Here is a 17,554-nt window from a genome sequence, read left to right as displayed (position 1 = left end):
ATTCCGGCATCATTAAGGAAAAGGCATAATGCTGATAAAATGCCTGTAAGAGGTCTGATAAGGAATAGGCATTTCTTCGGTTTTAAAGTTGCAGCACTAAATACGATTAAGCTAATCAAATATATGGTTAGCTTGGATAAGTGTGTCCAATTAGCATAAGGAATGGAAATAGGATGCTAATAATCCTCTGATTTTAGGTACGCATGTGCATCTGAAATCGTATTTTTTATAAAAAAGATAGTGTATTAAGTTTTCAAGGAACAATATATCGAAAATGGATGTGATATAAACGTCCATTTGTCGGGCGACTCATCATATCATAAAAAATAAAGACAGCTATGCTCATCTGAAACATAGCTGTCTTTTATTGTGTTTCGCAGCTTCTCCATTGATTAAAATCGAAAGAAGATTAGCTGTTCAGATCATCAGACAAAGCTGTTATCTGAGACTGTAATATACGAATTTTGCTCCTGTAGGTATACCATGGGCACGAAGGCTTTCTTCCAGGCCGGAACGTAGGTCCTCAGGAATAGCTTCAGGCAGATGTACCGTTACATCATCAGGGATACCTTCAAAGGTATCAGGCTGATAATGCGGGATTCCGCTGGCGGAATTATCCGAGTCTATCTCATTGATAATAGAAGTATTGAACCATATATCCTTAAGAGCAGTATTACCTGCAAGAATTCTAGATCCGATTCCGTCTCCGCACTGGCCGCGGAAGTAAGCAGAGGTAAAGGTGGAATCCTTGAAGGCTTCATCCACGATTCCATATACATTGCCTGTCAGCCACCAGTCGTCTTCTCTGTACAGATGATAGTTAGGTATACCGAGCTTATCACTGTTACCGTGATATCCAGTTATCATACCTGCACTGGTACAATCGAAGTCGAAGGTACTGTCAGGAATGAAGTCTCTTGAGGAACCGATCCATGCGATATCCTGATATCCTATAGAGAGCAGGAACCGGTCAAGTGCATCAGCCTCTTCAACGGTAGCGTCAGATGGAAGATAAACCTGATAACTGAAGCTTGTGGCATCATAGAAATGTCCCTGGAGCTGAGACGCTGCATCATAGACACCGTCAAGATACAGACAGCTTCCCTCAAGCTCCTGATGATCGGAAAATACATGCTTATAGGCATCTTCCATGTATACGTAGTCTGCCTGAATTGCTCGCTCGCCTATCTCTGCTTCAGGACACAGGATAACGATGCAGGCTGCACCGAAGGTTGCGCTGTCACCAATCTTCGTGACAGTAGAAGGAATCACGAGAGTATCCAGGGTAGTTGAATTGAAACAGCCTTCAGGTATCTCTGTAAGACCCTCCGGAAGAGTGATATGCGGAAGACCAAACATGGATGCAAACGCACTTTCTCCGATGGTTGTCACTGTCTCAGGAAGTTCTATCCTTTGCAGGTTGTGGCAGTTTACAAATGCACCCATACCAAGTTCTTTAAGGTCAGATGGGAACTCTATCTCAGAAAGCTTTGCACCATCAAAAATATAGTCTGCTGAAAGAACCGCACCTGCTGCGAAGCTTATCTTATCAAAACCACTTTCATCAAATGCATGAGAATCATATTCCGCAGAGCTTCCTTTGAAAGTTCCTGTTCCTGAGCCCTCATACGCGCTGAAGCCTACGTAAGACACACTTTCCGGCAGTACTACATCCTTCAGATTAGGGCAGTCACGGAAAGCGTTCTGATATATGAAGTTCAGAGTTTCGGGAAGCACAACTGTTTCAAGATTTGTACATCCATAGAAAGCATTGCCCTGAATCTCGGTAACGCCATCAGGAATGACGATTTTCCTGATAGAAGTATTGTCCTTAAATGCATTAAAACCGATGTAAACTGTGTTGTAATCGCCGATTACTGACGGAATGGTTAACTCTTCTTCTGAACCAGAGTATGACATGATGCTGCCGCCGTCAGACAGAAGACCGTTTACTTCTGCCGTACCGGGCTGATGCCATGCGTCAGGATCGAGTTTCACAGAATTCATAAGATCCACAAACTGTTCGTTGTCAAGGAAAGCCTTGAACTCATCCGGTCCGAAACTGTTGTTGGAAACATGAACATTGGCACACATCCTGTCGCTGAATTTTGAGAACAGGTGCATGGAATACAGTATGGTCGGTTCAGAAGTTTCATCCTTTTCAAAGGTATGCTTGGCGATAACACCTATCCAGTCATTACTTCCATAGGTACGACTGAACTGTTCACCCTCGTACTGATCCACATGATGCTGAGGATCCGGATTGTATTGCGTTGACATGGTGATGCCTCCGGTGAGAGCATTCGAATGCATATTTGCCACCAGAGAGTTCTCACCGGCTTTTACAGGCCAGCGGGCCGGGAAGGATGCAGTGATACCGTTTGCGGTATATTCCTTTCCGTCAGGAGTTTTTATACATTCAAAACTGTTCAGCACGGCGCGCAGCTTACTGTTGTATAGATAGTGGTAAATGTTAGTATCATCTTTAGGGTTAAGAGCCTCAAGACGAATGTGCATGCCCAGCCATTCTCCTACAAGAGTCTCGCCATAATCCACGATGATGTCAACAGCCGGCGTATCGGTTTCATTGGAAGGGTGAAGCCATCCTTTTCGTATATTGTTGGCCCATACCCTGACAGGGAACCCGGAAAGAGTACCTGCCACATCCTTTGACCAGTCGGTTTTTACCACGTTACCGTCATAAATAACTGTATTGCTGACATTGTTAATTATGTTTTTCAGAGAGAAATTATCAGGGCGGAACATCAGTTTCCAACCGTCTTCCTCATCTGTGACAGTTATGTGTCCCATGTTTTCCCCTCTGCCTTCATTAACAGCAGTGACACCTTTCGGCAACCTGAGAATCAGATTTTCTTCTTCAAATATCTGTTCTGTAAGATCATAATCCTTATTGATTTTCGGAATGGGAGAGGTGGAATTCAACTCATTCTTTACAGGCTCTTCTTCCACAAAAGGCGCTTCAGTCTGCGTTGTTTCTGCTTCTGTGCCAGGACTTGAAGTCGGACTCTTACCGGAGCATGCAGCAAGACCTAAAACTAAAGCTGCACAGAAGATACAAATCAGAGATTGATTCTTCATAAAAATATCCTCCGTATTGATTAAATTGATAAATTTAAGAATCCCCTCACAGAAAATGGAATTTTATAGCGTTTCATCACTCCTTCCCTATAATTTAAAGCTCTCATTTTTTTACACACATGTGTTACTTAAACAATGCTGACTTTACAGTACTGTTTTTGAAACACAGAGTTTAAACACGATCAACTCAATCTATAGTTAATTATACCATTTTCGGTACTATATTTGTTCTATAAGAAAAAATAATACTGACATTTAAAAACAAGTATGAGTTTCCTTTGTCGCCAATCCTGCTTACTCTTATTCTCGGACCCATGTGCGAGAAGAACTATGCGCGCTTTATGAATATCCATAAGGGTGAGATCATGGAAATATTTAATTCGCCTATCGCCATGACTTTCCTTGGAGTAGCTATACTTGTAATCATTTACTCACTTTGGAACCAGCGTAAGATTACCAAAACTCTGACACTGGATAGCTCATTAAAATCCGCAAGTTAATAATTTAAGAGGTTTTTATATATTTTCGTAATTATTCACCCGTCGTGCATACATGATAAAGAAATTTTAATAATATTCCTCTGATTTTTCGTTAATTTTTTTAGTTTCTCGCCGATAGAATCTTTGCAACAGGTCACCTAAACCTATTTTTTAACTGAGTAGTGAGGGAATACAGATGAAACTGAAAGATTTAAGTATTAAAACCCGATTTATGATCACACAGATCGTCATCACAGTATTGATAGCTGTAATGATGTTAGTAGCACTATTCTCTTTCCATAGAATGAGTTCTATGATGACCCGCTTTGGAAATGTCGAATATGAAAACACCTATGCGGGACTACTTGTAAAAAAAGATCTTAACGCAACTGCAAAGCGTCTTCTTTTAGCGCTTTATCAGTCAGATATCGAAGGCAATTCACCCGCAGACCAGAGAAAAGATTTTGAAAGTCGTTTTGCAACCATGCAGTCCTACCTTGATCAGATAATCAAGACTTCGGATGATACCGCTATGTCTTCGGATCTGCAGAATAAGTTCGATACATTTACAGCGGCTTCCTATCAGCTTCTGAATACTATCGAAACCGGAGATATGCAGGCCTCTATCAGTTACTATGATGCAAACTTCAGTACAGACAATTCATCACCAATGATGCAATTCACACATGCACTTGATGATGTATGTGAACTCTGTGAGCAACAGGCAAAGGATATGCTTAATGACTCTGCAAAGCTCAGCACAACTGTAATGGTTACTATACCTTTGACATTTGTCATTACCGTTGTTGCTTGTACAATTATATTTACATTCCTTGCTAACAGCATTATCAAGGGCGTAAATGTTGTCGTTGATTCAATGAAAACTCTCGAGAAGGGCGAATTTGATGTTGACATTGATCCATCCAAGTTCGGTAAAGATGAAATAGGAGCGATGGTTCATGCAGTTCATGGCATGTCAACTCAAACCTCTAATGTAATAAAGGATGTCTGTTACATGCTTATGGAAATGGCGAAGGGTAATTTCGCAGCCAAGTCACAGTGTGCAGATCAGTATATCGGTGACTATGCAAGTATTATCACAGCATATGGAGACATTCACAGCAATCTCAGTGCCATCTTTACAAAAATGAACGATGTTGCCGCAGATGTAGAAACCGGATCAAGCCACATTGCTAATGGTGCCATGTCACTGTCACAGGGCTCCACTGAGCAGGCTTCAACTCTTGAAGAGCTTTCCGCAACAGTCCAGACCATCAGGGATAAAGTTAATATTAATGCCAAGACCGCAAACGATGTCGGTGAATTCTCTGCATCATTTGCAGAAAGAATATCTGCTGAAAATGAACAGATGGGTCACGTTAAGGAAGCGATGGAAGAAATCGCCAATAAATCTAATCAAATTGAGAACATCATCAAGACTATTGACGATATCGCATTCCAGACCAACATCCTTGCCCTCAACGCTGCGGTAGAGGCCGCAAGAGCAGGTGCCGCAGGTAAGGGCTTCGCAGTAGTTGCTGATGAAGTACGTAATCTTGCCGGAAAGTCCGCAGCTGCAGCTTCAGAAACCTCAGTTCTTATCGAAGATACCATTACAGCTATTCAGAACGGTAACAAGCTCATTACAGCTTCAGCCGACAGCCTTAATGAAGTTAAGGAGAGTTCCGAAAAGTCCAAGGAACTGGTATTGAATATAGCAAACGAAATGCAGCGTGAAGCTGTTTCTATCGCAGAAATCACTACCGGTCTTGAGCAGATTGCACAGGTTGTTCAGGAAAACAGCGCAACTGCAGAACAGTCATCTGCATCCAGTCAGGAACTCAATAATCACGCAACTCAACTTAAGAACATGGTTGCCCAAATCATCGTATGATGATTCATCTATATTATCTCTACTCTCCAAAAACAGCTATCCATCGCAAGATGGGTAGCTGTTTTGTATACAACGGTTGCAAAAACCACATTTTCGCATGCAAATTTAATCAAGTATTGACATATATTTTTTATAGAAATAAAATCGACATCATAAAAAGCTTTTATAATATAAAGGAGATTACAATATGGTTAAGACCAAAACACCAGTAGAAAAAAAAGAAACTGTAAAGAAGCCTGCTGCAAAGGCTCCTGTGACAGAGAAAAAGACTGCCGCAAAGCCTGCTGTAAAGAAAGAAGTTGCGGTTACGTCCGCACTCACTTTACAGATCAACGGAACTGACTACGATCCTGCCAAGATCCAGAATGATGCAGTAGAAGCTGCAAAGAAGATCAAAGCTGATGTTAAGGATGTAAAGGTATACATCAAAGCTGATGAGTCTGTAGCATACTATACAATTGATGGTGAAGGCAGCGCAGATTACAAGATCGAGCTTTAATTCATCATTATGAACGGTTGATAAGCCGGCGATTGTCCGCTTATCGTCCGCAGAGGTTTGTCGCATCTTGGAAATATGCCACTTAAAGCACATATAAAAACCCCGCCGTATCAATTGAAGGATACGACGGGGTTATCTTTTTACATCTTAAAGCAACCGCAGACTGCATCTCTGCGATTATACGTCAACTAAGCTGCCGAAGCATTATTTCTGTCAGATACATAAACAACTATATCATCAACTTTCTGTCCTACAAGTTCAGCAAACAGGAAAAGATTGTCTATGGTAGGAAGGCTGTCTCCTCTGAACCAATTATATATAGATGTTGTTGAAATATTCATCTCTTTACATATATCTGTGACCGAAAAGCTACTATTCTTAACAGCAGTACGTAACAGTTTGCCTGTGGCTTCCTGATCAATATAACTCATATGTCACCTCACTACGTCAACAAAAGCTGAAATCTTATGGATACGATTTTATCATATGTACATGCTAAACGCAAAATTTGTATCTGCATAAACACTGATAGATCAGTGCCTGCCTATAACTTCCTGACTCCTTTTCATAGAAGTTATCATTATTACCATCGGCTTTTTCCAAATAAAATATAAGTATTTATTTAAGCCTTTACCTTCTTTTACTTCCGCGAAAGAATCTTCACTCTGAATGATCCATCCTTTGAAGTAAGCTCACATCGTCCACCTTTTTTCAGTTTACCGAATAATATCTCATCAACCAGAAGCGTCTTTACTTCATTTCTGATGATACGGTCCATCTCTCGAGCTCCGTACTCTCTGCTTATACCCTTCTGTTTCAATAGCTCAACTGCTTCATCATTTATGATAAGTTCAACATTTCTTGTCATCAACATATCTTTAAACTCACGAAGCTTCTTTCCGGCAATGAGTCCGGCCATAGTCTCATCCATACTGTTGAACACAACTATCTGACTAAGCCTGTTTCGAAACTCCGGCTGGAATACTCTCTTTACTTCGTCCATAAGATTGTCACTTGTAACATCCTTAGCAAGGAAACCTATGCCTGACTTTCCCAGTTTGCTGGCTCCTGCATTGGATGTCATGATGATGATCACATTTCTGAAATCAGCCTTACGACCCTGATTATCAGTCAGAGTAGCATAGTCCATCACTTGAAGAAGCATGTTGAATACATCCGGATGGGCTTTCTCTATCTCATCAAGAAGAAGTACAGAGTTGGGATTCTTACGAATTTCTTCGGTCAGCAATCCCCCCTCTTCGTAACCGATATATCCGGCAGGAGCACCTATAAGCTTAGCTACAGAGTGTTTCTCTTCATACTCACTCATATCAAACCTTACAAGTGCTATACCTAGTTCTCTGGCAAGAGTTCTGGCAATCTCGGTTTTTCCTACTCCGGTAGGACCGACAAAAAGAAGACTTGCCAAAGGTTTTGTTTCCTCTATCATTCCTGCTTTTGAAAATTTGACAGCATTAACAACCTGTTCTATGGCTTTATCCTGTCCATAAACCTGATTGAGCATCCTCTGCTCCAATGTTTTAAGCCCTGTAAGCTCATCACTCTCAACATTCTTTATCGGCACTCTGCATATCTTGGTAAGTACCTCATTTATCAGGTCTTTCCCCACAGTCTGTTTCTTCTGCGGAAGCGGATGAATCTTTCTGTAGGACCCAGCCTCATCAATAAGATCTATAGCCTTATCCGGAAGGAAACGCTCATTGATATATCTGGCACTCATCTGAACCGCATACTCAAGAACACCTTTTCCGTAAACTACTCCGTGAAAACTTTCGTACTTTTTCTTCAGACCCTCAAGAATCCTGACAGTTTCTTCCGTATCCGGTTCCTTTATCTCAACATTCTGGAAACGTCTGACAAGACTCTTACTCTTTTCAAAGTGTTTTTTATATTCCTCAAATGTTGTAGAACCGATAAAACGAACACGTCCTCCGGCCAGATATGGCTTAAGGATATTAGCCGCATCAAAACTCCCCTCTCCTGTGGCACCCGCTCCAAGAAGATTGTGAATCTCATCGATATAAATGATAGGATTATCCTCCTTCTCTATCCGTGAGAGTATTTTTTTCAGTCTCTTCTCAAAGTCACCACGATATTTGGTACCTGCAAGCAGACTTCCGAGATCCAATGAATATATTCGTGCCCCTTTAAGAACATCAGGAACATTTCCTTCATTCAAAAGCCTCGCAAGTCCATAGGTAATGGCTGTTTTTCCGACACCGGGTTCCCCGACATGAAGGGGATTGTTTTTATCTTTTCTGCATAATATCTGTATGGTTCTTTCCAGTTCCTGTTCTCTTCCAATCAAAGGATTGACATTATCAAGCATATCATTGATGCAAGGTGCAAAAGAACTTATATCCTCAGTATCCGGCTGTCCTTCCTGATGTTTCTCATCCCCCTGAGACAGGATTTCTTCTTCCGAAGAATATATATCCCCAAGTTCTTCAAGAAGTGATACCTCATCGACACCCTGCATATTCATATAGTAGACAGCATAACTTTCCTTAAGATCAAAAAATGCATGAACCAGATGAGGAAGCTCTACTGTATTTTTACTGCTGTTCACAGCCTGATTTTGCGCTAAGGCAAAGGCAATCTGCATTCCGGCAGACATCTCAGGCTCGACCCCGTCGATTTTCTCAACGTACTTATCCAGGTACTCCCTTAGATTATCAGATAAAGCCTTTATATCTCCGCCACAGTTGGAAAATGCCACCCTGAAACTCTGATCATCACACATAGCAAGAAGTACAAGTTCCGGTGTAACGTATTCATGATGGTTCTGTAATGCCAGTGTGTATGAATTATTTATTATTGCCGCAAGTTCTTCAGTTACATTCATATTCACGCCTCCTCAACAGTTACCTTAAACGGAAAGCCGGCCGACTTTGCTCTCATTCGTGCAGCATTGACTTTTGATACCGCTATGTCAAAGGGATAGCATCCGACTATAGCCTTGCCCCCTTTATGAACTGTCATCATAAGTGTCTCTGCCTCAGCCTCACTCTTATGAAATATATCCACCAGAACCTCAACGACAAATTCCATTGTTGTAAAATCATCATTATGCATTATCACATTATATTTTTTTGGTTCCTGTAATTTTATAACAGTCTTTTCCTGAACTGCACCCTGAGTTGCCATTATCCACTTTCTCCCGTTTAAAACATATAGCGCAGCAATCACTGCCACGCTATATAAATATCGTGAGTGTAAAGAACATTTGCCACCCACTTATGACCTTTGCCGATTATATCACTGATCCATCTTCGCCATAATGATCTTTGCAGCCACAAAATATGCTACTACCTTTAATATCTCGGCTTCAGCTTCCTTGTTTTCATCTATATTGTCCGCTCCAAAGTATCCGATTATCTCTTCACCTCTGTAAAGCGGAATCTGTATAGTATTTCTGATATTTCTTGCTTTCAAAAACTCATAAAGAACAATATCCGACTTCTTTACTATGCTTATGTCATCACACATGTGATTACTATGTCTGAAGGCATTGGATCTCTGTAAATAGTTTCTATCGATTTTCTGAAGCATGCCAAGATTTGATCTGACTCCATCCCTGCACCACTCATAACGTTCGCTAAAAGTGGTCTTATTTCGATCAACAAGCAGTATATACAGATGATCAGCATAAACATATTTGCTCAATTCCTCAAGTACATTTTTTATTGCCTTATCATCATCTCTTTCCTTATTAAATATTTCGGCTGTCGCAACCACTATCTCTGCGTTGCTGTTATCAGGTCTCTTAGTCTCACCAGGTTTACTCTCGTTATGATCCATGTCAACATTCAGGAGCATTGCTGTACAATAACCTGGGATGGATGTCGGGGCAATGATGAGATCCACCCAGCGTTCACTCACCACTTCATATCTGCGATCCCTTACTGTCCGGCCTATGACTGCTGCTTCAAAAACGTCCGTAACCCATTGAGGATCTGCATTGTGAAATACTTCGCAGTATTTCTTTCCTACGAGATCTCTGTATGGAATATTCACTAATTTACAGTATGCTTCATTCACAAAAGCAAATTCAAAATCGTCCGCTTTCATAACATCTGTATTAACACATGCTTTTATAAGTAGGCATGGAACAGGAAGATCCTTGTAAATATTGGGGCTGACACCCGAAGCCATCAGATCGGATTCGCTTACATCTTCTATCGCTTTCTTAACAGATGATTTCTTAAACAGGCTGTCCTTTACAGAAACCATTCTAAGTCTTTCAATTATTATTTTGTACCCTATGAAAAATGCAACAGTTTCAAGTATTTTTTTCGTGTCCACAAGTTCAGTATGATAGAAATTGTCAACACCTAAAATACCTATGAGTTCTCCCTGATCAAAGAAAGGAACCTCAATGAAGTGATCAACCCCGTATTCCTTCAGAAGTTCATATTTCTTTGGCGTAAATTCCCTGACATCCTCAAGATCCTCTATCACTACAGCACTATTCACATATAATGAATCATCTATGATGCCGATATAGTCTTCCTGTGTAAATCCCTGACGAACTTTCATCATTGATTCCACATGTTTGTTACACCATTCATGTGAACATTTTACAATACCATCATTTATCTCCATCACAAATATCCTGTCACAGCGAAGTATGTCACCAAGCTTTGTCAGTGCTTCATTGATGACAGTCGAGCGTTCAACATTTCTTCCCAGAATCTCCAAAATCTCATATCCAAGCTTTCCTGTCAGATGCTCTTTATTATCTGTTAACTGCTTTTCTTTCCTTATTCTTTCATCTTCATAGAATTCATGGAACTTAAGCCTTGCAGATAAAAGATATGCCGCAGTTTCTATGTATTTTCTGATGTCAATATTCTTGTCATAATCATAATTGTCCACCCCGAGATAACCAATCAGCTGTCCCTTATGATATATAGGGGAACTGATCAACCAGTTAATGTCGTTGGCCTTTAAGTAGCTGAATAACTCAGGATGATCATACTTCAAAAGCTCTACATTCTCGATAATGATACTTGTATCATTATCAAGTCTTTTTTCCCACATAGAGATATATCTGTAATCCCTGTATTGCTGTTTATCCCTGTCATAAACTGATCCATCCGCATGCCACTCAAAGGAGTTGCTGAATGTTTTTCTATCCGTTTCATATATATAAACCTTTGTTGCTCCTGTTGCATTACCTATATGCTCAATGGCATGATTAATTGCATTCTCATACTCCATTTCCCCATCAAGCATACGTGCCAGTCTGATGATCTCATTAAGTGTTGCCCTACCAATGGCTGCCTGATTTTCCTGACGTTTTTCTATATCTACAACTTCATAAACCACTGCACAGGTCCCCGGCACTACTGAAGGCGCTGCTGTGAGCTTTATCCAATGTCTTGTTGCCGCATCGTAAATCCTGTTATGTACGTATTCTCCACGCACTGCCCTGTAAGTATATTCAATCCACAGATGATCTGTATGCGGGAATGTCTCCAGATATCCCTTTCCCAAAAGATCTTTTTTCATGATTCCTGTCATTTCACTATACTTCTGATTAACAAAAAGGAATCTCATATCAAGTACATTTTCGTTTTTTTCGTCCATGATGGGCGTAAGGACAACATACGGAAGTGGCAGATCACTGTTGATGTCCGGAAGAATCTCTGTGTTGCTGAATGCGAAATTCTTACCCTTTCTTCTTACGCTTATTTCCTGCCTCTTTTGAGCAATATCCATAATGCTTTGAATATTATTTGCTTCGGAGCCCATGGCTATGCCATAAGTCATGCTAATGTTGCATCTATGCTTTTCGACTTCCTTTATTTCCTTTATGGCATCAGTACATCTGCTAATCTCCTTTGTTATTGCATCTGTCGAATATCCCTTTTCGCATACAGCAAAATGACAACCATAGTTCCTTGCAATGGTCGCTGAAGATCCAAAGGATTTTTTTACAGTTCTGGCTACAAGCTTTATCAGATGCTGGGCAACCTCTTCACCAAAATCTGTCAGAACTTCGTTATATCCGTCTACAAAGATTGAGGCATAAACATAATCACTCCCGCTGGTTTTAAAACTGCTATCAAATTCCAACATAGTCATCATCATACCCTGTGCATTAAGAAGTCCTGTCAATGGATCTATAAGATTATTCTGTCTGACTTTTTCATCGGACTTTAAATCCTGCTCAATATCAACAAAATATCCTATAAGACCGGTAACCTTTCCCTCATAATATGCCGGGAATTTATTTGCCAGTATATCTCTCGGAACACCCTCAACTATGACTTTTCCGGGAGCATTCAAGACACTTTCTCCACGTTCAATAACATGTTTTTCATCAATTCTGTATGGGTTGTCATCTATGTGCCAGGCCAGATCTTCATCTGTTTTTCCAATGATTTCATCAAGGGACTTGAATCCGTAATACTTCAAAAACGCATCGCTGGCTCCTACAAATCTTCGCTCTTTATCCTTCCAGAACAGCTTGATATTTCCATTTTCAAGCAGAGATTTCTCCCAATCATTATCTCTTCTGAGTTCGAGATCTCTTAGACTTATATTGTTTGATTCAATAAGTCTCCTTATATATTCCGTTTTGTTCTGTGCATCTTCTACTTCAGACGGCTTTTCACATACAAAATATCTTTGCCCGTCGGATTCCGGCAGCCCAACAAATAAAAATTCTGTCCAGTGATAGTTCCCATCCTGTTGCATTACAAGAAACACTTCAGAAAAGCTTCCTCTGTCAGAACGTCTGAATCTGTCCTCTATATTTTCCTTACTAAGAAACTTTTGAAGTCTTTCTATATCATCTATATGGGCTCTTTTCCTGCTGTAATCAGCATAAAACTGCCTGAGGCCGTATGTTATATCCCCATCATGCTCATAAGAAAACGTACTGGTTATAACAGTTCTTGAATCCTTATTGTAATCTATGAGGTAAATGTTATCGTAAACCGTTGTGATATTACGCATGATACGATCCATCTCTTCGCTTCTTCGCTGCGCATCGTATCTTGTACCATCTATAGTCGCGGACAGAATCGTACAATTTTTCATCCTGGCTACAGGCGTAAAAACTCCTCTGAAATATTTGTTCCTTGCAACAAATATCATGCTCTCAGACTTATTGTTATCTATAGCTTTATCCGCCAGTTCCTTGAACTTTCTGCTCAGCATAGTCTGATCAGAATTCAGATACAGTTCTATACCCTGCTCGTCAGAAACCCCTATTGCCTTTACTTCCGAGCTGTATGGCTCATTCTTAAATAATGTCTTAAAACGTCTGCCATCATACAAGAATAGTGCAAGAGGTACCGGCGAAACCAGATCCACAAGTCCGGCCTTCTGATAAAACTCATAAACTTCCCCCGGTTCAAATATAAGTCCCGAATCACTCATATGCCGGAGTACTTCATCAAACATCAGAGGTTTACTGTATACATAACCTTGAATTTTTTCACATCCGATACTTTTCAGGAACTCACAATGCTCAGGTTTCTCAACTCCTTCTGCAAGAGTATGCATGCCTATGGACTTTGCCATTCTTATAGCCATGATTATTATCTGTCTGGACTTTTCATTCATATCCTTAAGGAAATCGATATCCATCTTTATTCCGTCAAAGGAGAACTCCTTGAGTATATTAAGTGATGAATATCCTTCACCGAAATCATCCATCCAAACCTCGAATCCGGACTTGTGAAATCTGTTAATCGCATTTCTGATAAGCCCTCTATCATTCATGAGAGCAGTCTCTGCAATTTCTATACTTATAAGATTTCTGCTTATTCCATGAGAATCACATAGTGATGAAATAATCGTAACCGGATCGCAAAGATCAAAGTCCGACTGAGCCAGATTCACAGAAACCGGAACCACCGGCTGACCATATTCCTTTCTTCTGTGAAGCATTTCAACAACCTTACCTATTATATACATATCAAGCTTATAGGAAATGTGGTTTTCCTCAAGAATCGTTATAAACTCTGAAGGCAACAGTATTCCATACTCAGGATCCTTCCATCTGGCCAATGCTTCAAATCCGCAGACTCTCCCGTTAAGTGTCCTGACTACAGGCTGATAGAATGGCTCAATCCACCCCTCTGCTATAGCCTGATCAAAATGCCTTAATATATACTCCCTACTCAGATGCTTATCCTTGATATCTTCATTGAACCAAACATAATCTGATTCCATGGCATCGATCAGATTGTCAGAAGCTATCTTTGCTTTATCACATATTTCACTTATCGCCTCATCAGGAGTATATCCGGCTATTCCTATACGTACTGTAAGTGTTCGTCCGTTATTTGCTGATTGCAGCTCCCCTATTATCTGATTAAGAATAACCTCTATATCAGCAGATTCAGCGAATGCATAAAAATGATCTTCACCAAATCTTGAGCAGCAGTGTCCGTCAAAATGCCTTTTCAGAATATCTGCAAAACACAGGATCAGTTTATCTCCCTCTTCCATGCGATACCTGGAATTAAACCTCTTAAGACCGTTTAGATCGAAATTGATGATTACCATATCCTTATGCTGCATATGCATCTTTCTACATTCGGTTCTGGCGGTTTTCATGAAATATTCTTTATTAGGCAGTCCTGTCAATGGATCAACTTTTGAATGAAATGTCGATACAAAAACATAAAACAACGGTCCCTCAACAGGATCTTCATACAGCCTTGCAATATCTTCAATATTAAGTACCTTGCCTGTTTTTGTTCTTATTCTATAGTGTACCTGATCAAAATTATCCTCTGACTCCCCTACCTGCAGTTTTATGCTTGCTTCGACTTCATCATAGTCATCAGGATGCACCATGCCTTTGAAAGATCCGCCTGTCAGTTTCTGAAATTCATCATTATCTTTACACTCAAATAAATCGAGAATAGCCTGATTTGCGTAAAGTATTCTCTCATCCTTCCAATCGGCCTTGTATATGAAAAAGCCACCGGGCATAGCTGTCAGTCCGTTGATAATATACTCTTTACTGAAATCTGCATTCGTAAATTCATTAATTTCAATACTCATGGGAACCTCTCAGTACCTTCTTATAGCTCAGACTTAACCATACCAATCAACACACATATATTAATCTATTCGGCGAAAAATCCTGAGATAAAAGCTACTATGCCTGATACAGGACTTAAACATAAAAAAAGAGGTTTCACAGGCGTAACCTGCAAAACCTCTAACCTACGGCTCTGACATATAATCTGTTAAATATATCATTTCTCATATAAATGACATTTCCATCCTGACGATGCACCTCATAATATGTTCCCTTTTTCAAAGTTGTAATACATGCGGTCACTCTTGTCTTACCGCGTCTTGATTCATATATATGCATTGCAGACTCCTTTCATTTGGAATGACGGATATACTAGCACATCTTAAATGAAAAAGGTGCATTTATATAAAAACATTGAAGTTTTTATATAAATGTACATTACCTGGAGATAATAGTTTTCCTATGCAGTTTATCTTTTCTTACAGCAAAAGATAAAAAACACTTATATGTCGGAAAAGTAACAATCGCCAATGTTCATTAAACGTTTTCAAATGTACATCTTCTACCAGTTATTATTATTTTTCCGATGAGTTATCTGGTCGTTTGTAAGAAAATATGTCTTAATTCCGAAAAGCTCTTCTATTTCCTCTTCATATAAACCAAAATATCTTTCTCTTCGTGTATAAATCTTCTCACCATCAACGAGATAATAAGACGTTTCTTGATCATCATCAGAAAAGTCATATGAAAATTCGCATTTCTTACCATCTGTATTCCTGACTTTGAAATCATCTTTTGTTCCTTCGATATTAAACCCCTGCTTCTTGAGAAGATAATACAGATTAGCATACTCCATAACCCCAGAGTGTCCTACAAGTTCGGAATCCACCTCCTTTTTGGCATTTTTTAAATCTTCCTTTGTCCCATCCAGAATATAGATAATTCTTTGAGTATACCCTCTATTCATATACATCCTGATATCGTCATCTGTTAGTTCGCCTAAAACATCTTCAAGTCTGTAATTTAATGCTATATCACAATACTCCATAAGGCAGTATTTATAAATAGAATCATCCTCCATACGTTTTTCATTCACAGAATAATCTAAATCATCCTTGTACACAAACCCCTGCTGATAAGTATTTTTGTACCTGTCCGTAAATGAGTTCTCTATATTACAATTTACTCGTATATATGCATTCTTATATTTATCGTGAGCAACGGAATAAATATCATATATTTCATCACATCTTTTTCTGAGTTCTCTTTTATTCCCGAAGCTGAAACTTATCTCATTTTTTAACTTATCATAGGTTATGTCATCATATTCAGGAAATTCTTCTTCACAGGAATCTAAAAGACATTCATTATAATCATCTCTTAAGCTATACTGAACTCCCAGTATTGAATCTGTTCCGGAATCGACTATATTAAACTTTATCCCGGTATCTATCTGATAAACGGTCCAACTCCAGTCATCCGGACCATATTCATCCTGAGATTCCAATACCTTGTGTATAGGATTTACTATACATAGTCCCAGGTCCATATCGTTTACATACTTATATACATCTTCCAATGAGGAATGTCCGCATCCTGTCAAAATAAATACCCCAATTAGTAATATAAGTATTATGTATATTATTATTCGATTCTGATTCATATGCCCCCTCTTTTCATTCACATTCAAACTATCCTGATCATTCTCACTTAATCTTATATTTATCTATAGAACTTTTTCAGTATAAGTTCATAGTGGTATGGTATGGTTTGATTTAACTTTAATTAATTGAGTTCGAAGAGTAAAGACTATATTAAAACTCTTATCACTTCTTTTATTCTGAGCCTTTATTCCAGACTATATACAACAATTTCCGGCTTCTGACAGATTTAACTAGTCAAAAACAAATTTCATCCTGACTGATTCTATATCAAAAAAGTGAAGTGATGATTTCTCACCACTTCACTTTATATAATAAACCAAATTTGCTATCAAATAATTTGCTTTGGTAAAATCCAAGATTCAAATTCAAAGTCAAAAAACTGCTTTCGATGTTTCACGAATAAATATAAACCTAAATACAAAAAATGGGGCCTACAGGGCTCGAACCTGTGACCCCCTGCTTGTAAGGCAGATGCTCTCCCAGCTGAGCTAAGACCCCATTTATGATATATTTTATCGCTTAATGAAAGCGTTATCAAACAGATTTTAAAAAAACTTATCGTGCCTTGAAAACTGCGTACCGAATGCAAATAACTTATTCTCAGTAATCCATCTGTTATCCAGCAACCAAACCACATTGGTCAAACCCTCGACCTATTAGTAACTATCACCTGAATGCTTTACAGCACTTACAGCTTAGCCCTATCTACCTCGTAGTCTTCAAGGGGTCTTACTCTTGCGATGGGATATCTCATCTTGAGGGTGGCTTCACGCTTAGATGCCTTCAGCGTTTATCCAGTCCCGACATGCCTACCCTGCACTGGAGTTGATCTCCAACAGGTCCAACAGAGGTCAGTCCATCCCGGTCCTCTCGTACTAAGGACAGCTC

General features: G+C 39.5%; 10 protein-coding genes, 1 tRNA gene and 1 rRNA gene. 3 read left to right on the top strand and 9 right to left on the bottom strand.

Annotated elements, in window-relative coordinates:
• Positions 1-438 precede the first annotated feature (438 nt).
• Entirely contained in the window at positions 439-3,099 is a 2,661-nt protein-coding gene (locus BM294_RS14750) for a leucine-rich repeat domain-containing protein (protein ID WP_091209760.1), read from the bottom strand.
• Positions 3,100-3,464: 365 nt separating this feature from the next.
• On the opposite strand from BM294_RS14750, the gene BM294_RS16490 reads away from it, so the two are divergent.
• The 3 genes from BM294_RS16490 to BM294_RS14740 all read left to right on the top strand — a co-directional run bounded on the left by BM294_RS16490 (position 3,465) and on the right by BM294_RS14740 (position 5,971).
• Complete coding sequence (locus BM294_RS16490; protein ID WP_255407212.1) at positions 3,465-3,599, top strand: hypothetical protein; 135 nt, start codon at positions 3,465-3,467, stop codon at positions 3,597-3,599.
• 175 nt (positions 3,600-3,774) lie between these two features.
• Positions 3,775-5,472, top strand: coding sequence for a methyl-accepting chemotaxis protein (locus BM294_RS14745; RefSeq protein WP_091209758.1), 1,698 nt, complete (start codon positions 3,775-3,777; stop codon positions 5,470-5,472).
• Positions 5,473-5,659: 187 nt separating this feature from the next.
• Positions 5,660-5,971: a DUF6465 family protein gene (locus tag BM294_RS14740; RefSeq protein WP_091209756.1), complete on the top strand. Its 312-nt coding sequence runs from the start codon at positions 5,660-5,662 to the stop codon at positions 5,969-5,971.
• 188 nt (positions 5,972-6,159) lie between these two features.
• On the opposite strand, the gene BM294_RS14735 is transcribed toward BM294_RS14740, so the two are convergent.
• The 8 genes from BM294_RS14735 to BM294_RS14705 all read right to left on the bottom strand — a co-directional run.
• A complete protein-coding gene (locus BM294_RS14735; RefSeq protein ID WP_091209755.1) occupies positions 6,160-6,402 on the bottom strand; it encodes a helix-turn-helix domain-containing protein in 243 nt (80 codons plus the stop codon).
• Positions 6,403-6,611: 209 nt separating this feature from the next.
• On the bottom strand, positions 6,612-8,837 hold the full coding sequence (locus BM294_RS14730; protein WP_091209753.1) for an AAA family ATPase: 2,226 nt from the start codon (positions 8,835-8,837) through the stop codon (positions 6,612-6,614).
• Positions 8,838-8,839: 2 nt separating this feature from the next.
• Entirely contained in the window at positions 8,840-9,139 is a 300-nt protein-coding gene (locus BM294_RS14725) for an ATP-dependent Clp protease adaptor ClpS (RefSeq protein ID WP_091209751.1), read from the bottom strand.
• Between the two features lie 111 nt (positions 9,140-9,250).
• The gene (locus tag BM294_RS14720) at positions 9,251-15,022 is read right to left on the bottom strand and encodes an EAL domain-containing protein (protein WP_091209749.1); all 5,772 of its coding nucleotides are present in this window, start codon (positions 15,020-15,022) and stop codon (positions 9,251-9,253) included.
• 160 nt (positions 15,023-15,182) lie between these two features.
• A complete protein-coding gene (locus BM294_RS16075) occupies positions 15,183-15,341 on the bottom strand; it encodes a hypothetical protein (protein WP_175494720.1) in 159 nt (52 codons plus the stop codon).
• A 223-nt stretch (positions 15,342-15,564) separates the two neighbouring features.
• Positions 15,565-16,665, bottom strand: a complete 1,101-nt coding sequence (locus BM294_RS14715; RefSeq protein ID WP_139225901.1) for a hypothetical protein — start codon at positions 16,663-16,665, stop codon at positions 15,565-15,567.
• 426 nt (positions 16,666-17,091) lie between these two features.
• Positions 17,092-17,164, bottom strand: a tRNA-Val gene (locus BM294_RS14710).
• A gap of 138 nt (positions 17,165-17,302) precedes the next feature.
• Positions 17,303-17,554: ribosomal RNA gene (locus tag BM294_RS14705) — 23S ribosomal RNA — on the bottom strand; the annotation flags it as partial.

This window comes from Oribacterium sp. WCC10 (genome assembly GCF_900113415.1).
Classification (GTDB): domain Bacteria; phylum Bacillota; class Clostridia; order Lachnospirales; family Lachnospiraceae; genus Oribacterium.
The sequence above is the reverse complement of the archived record's forward strand: the minus strand, read 5'-3'. Positions and strand labels throughout refer to the sequence as shown.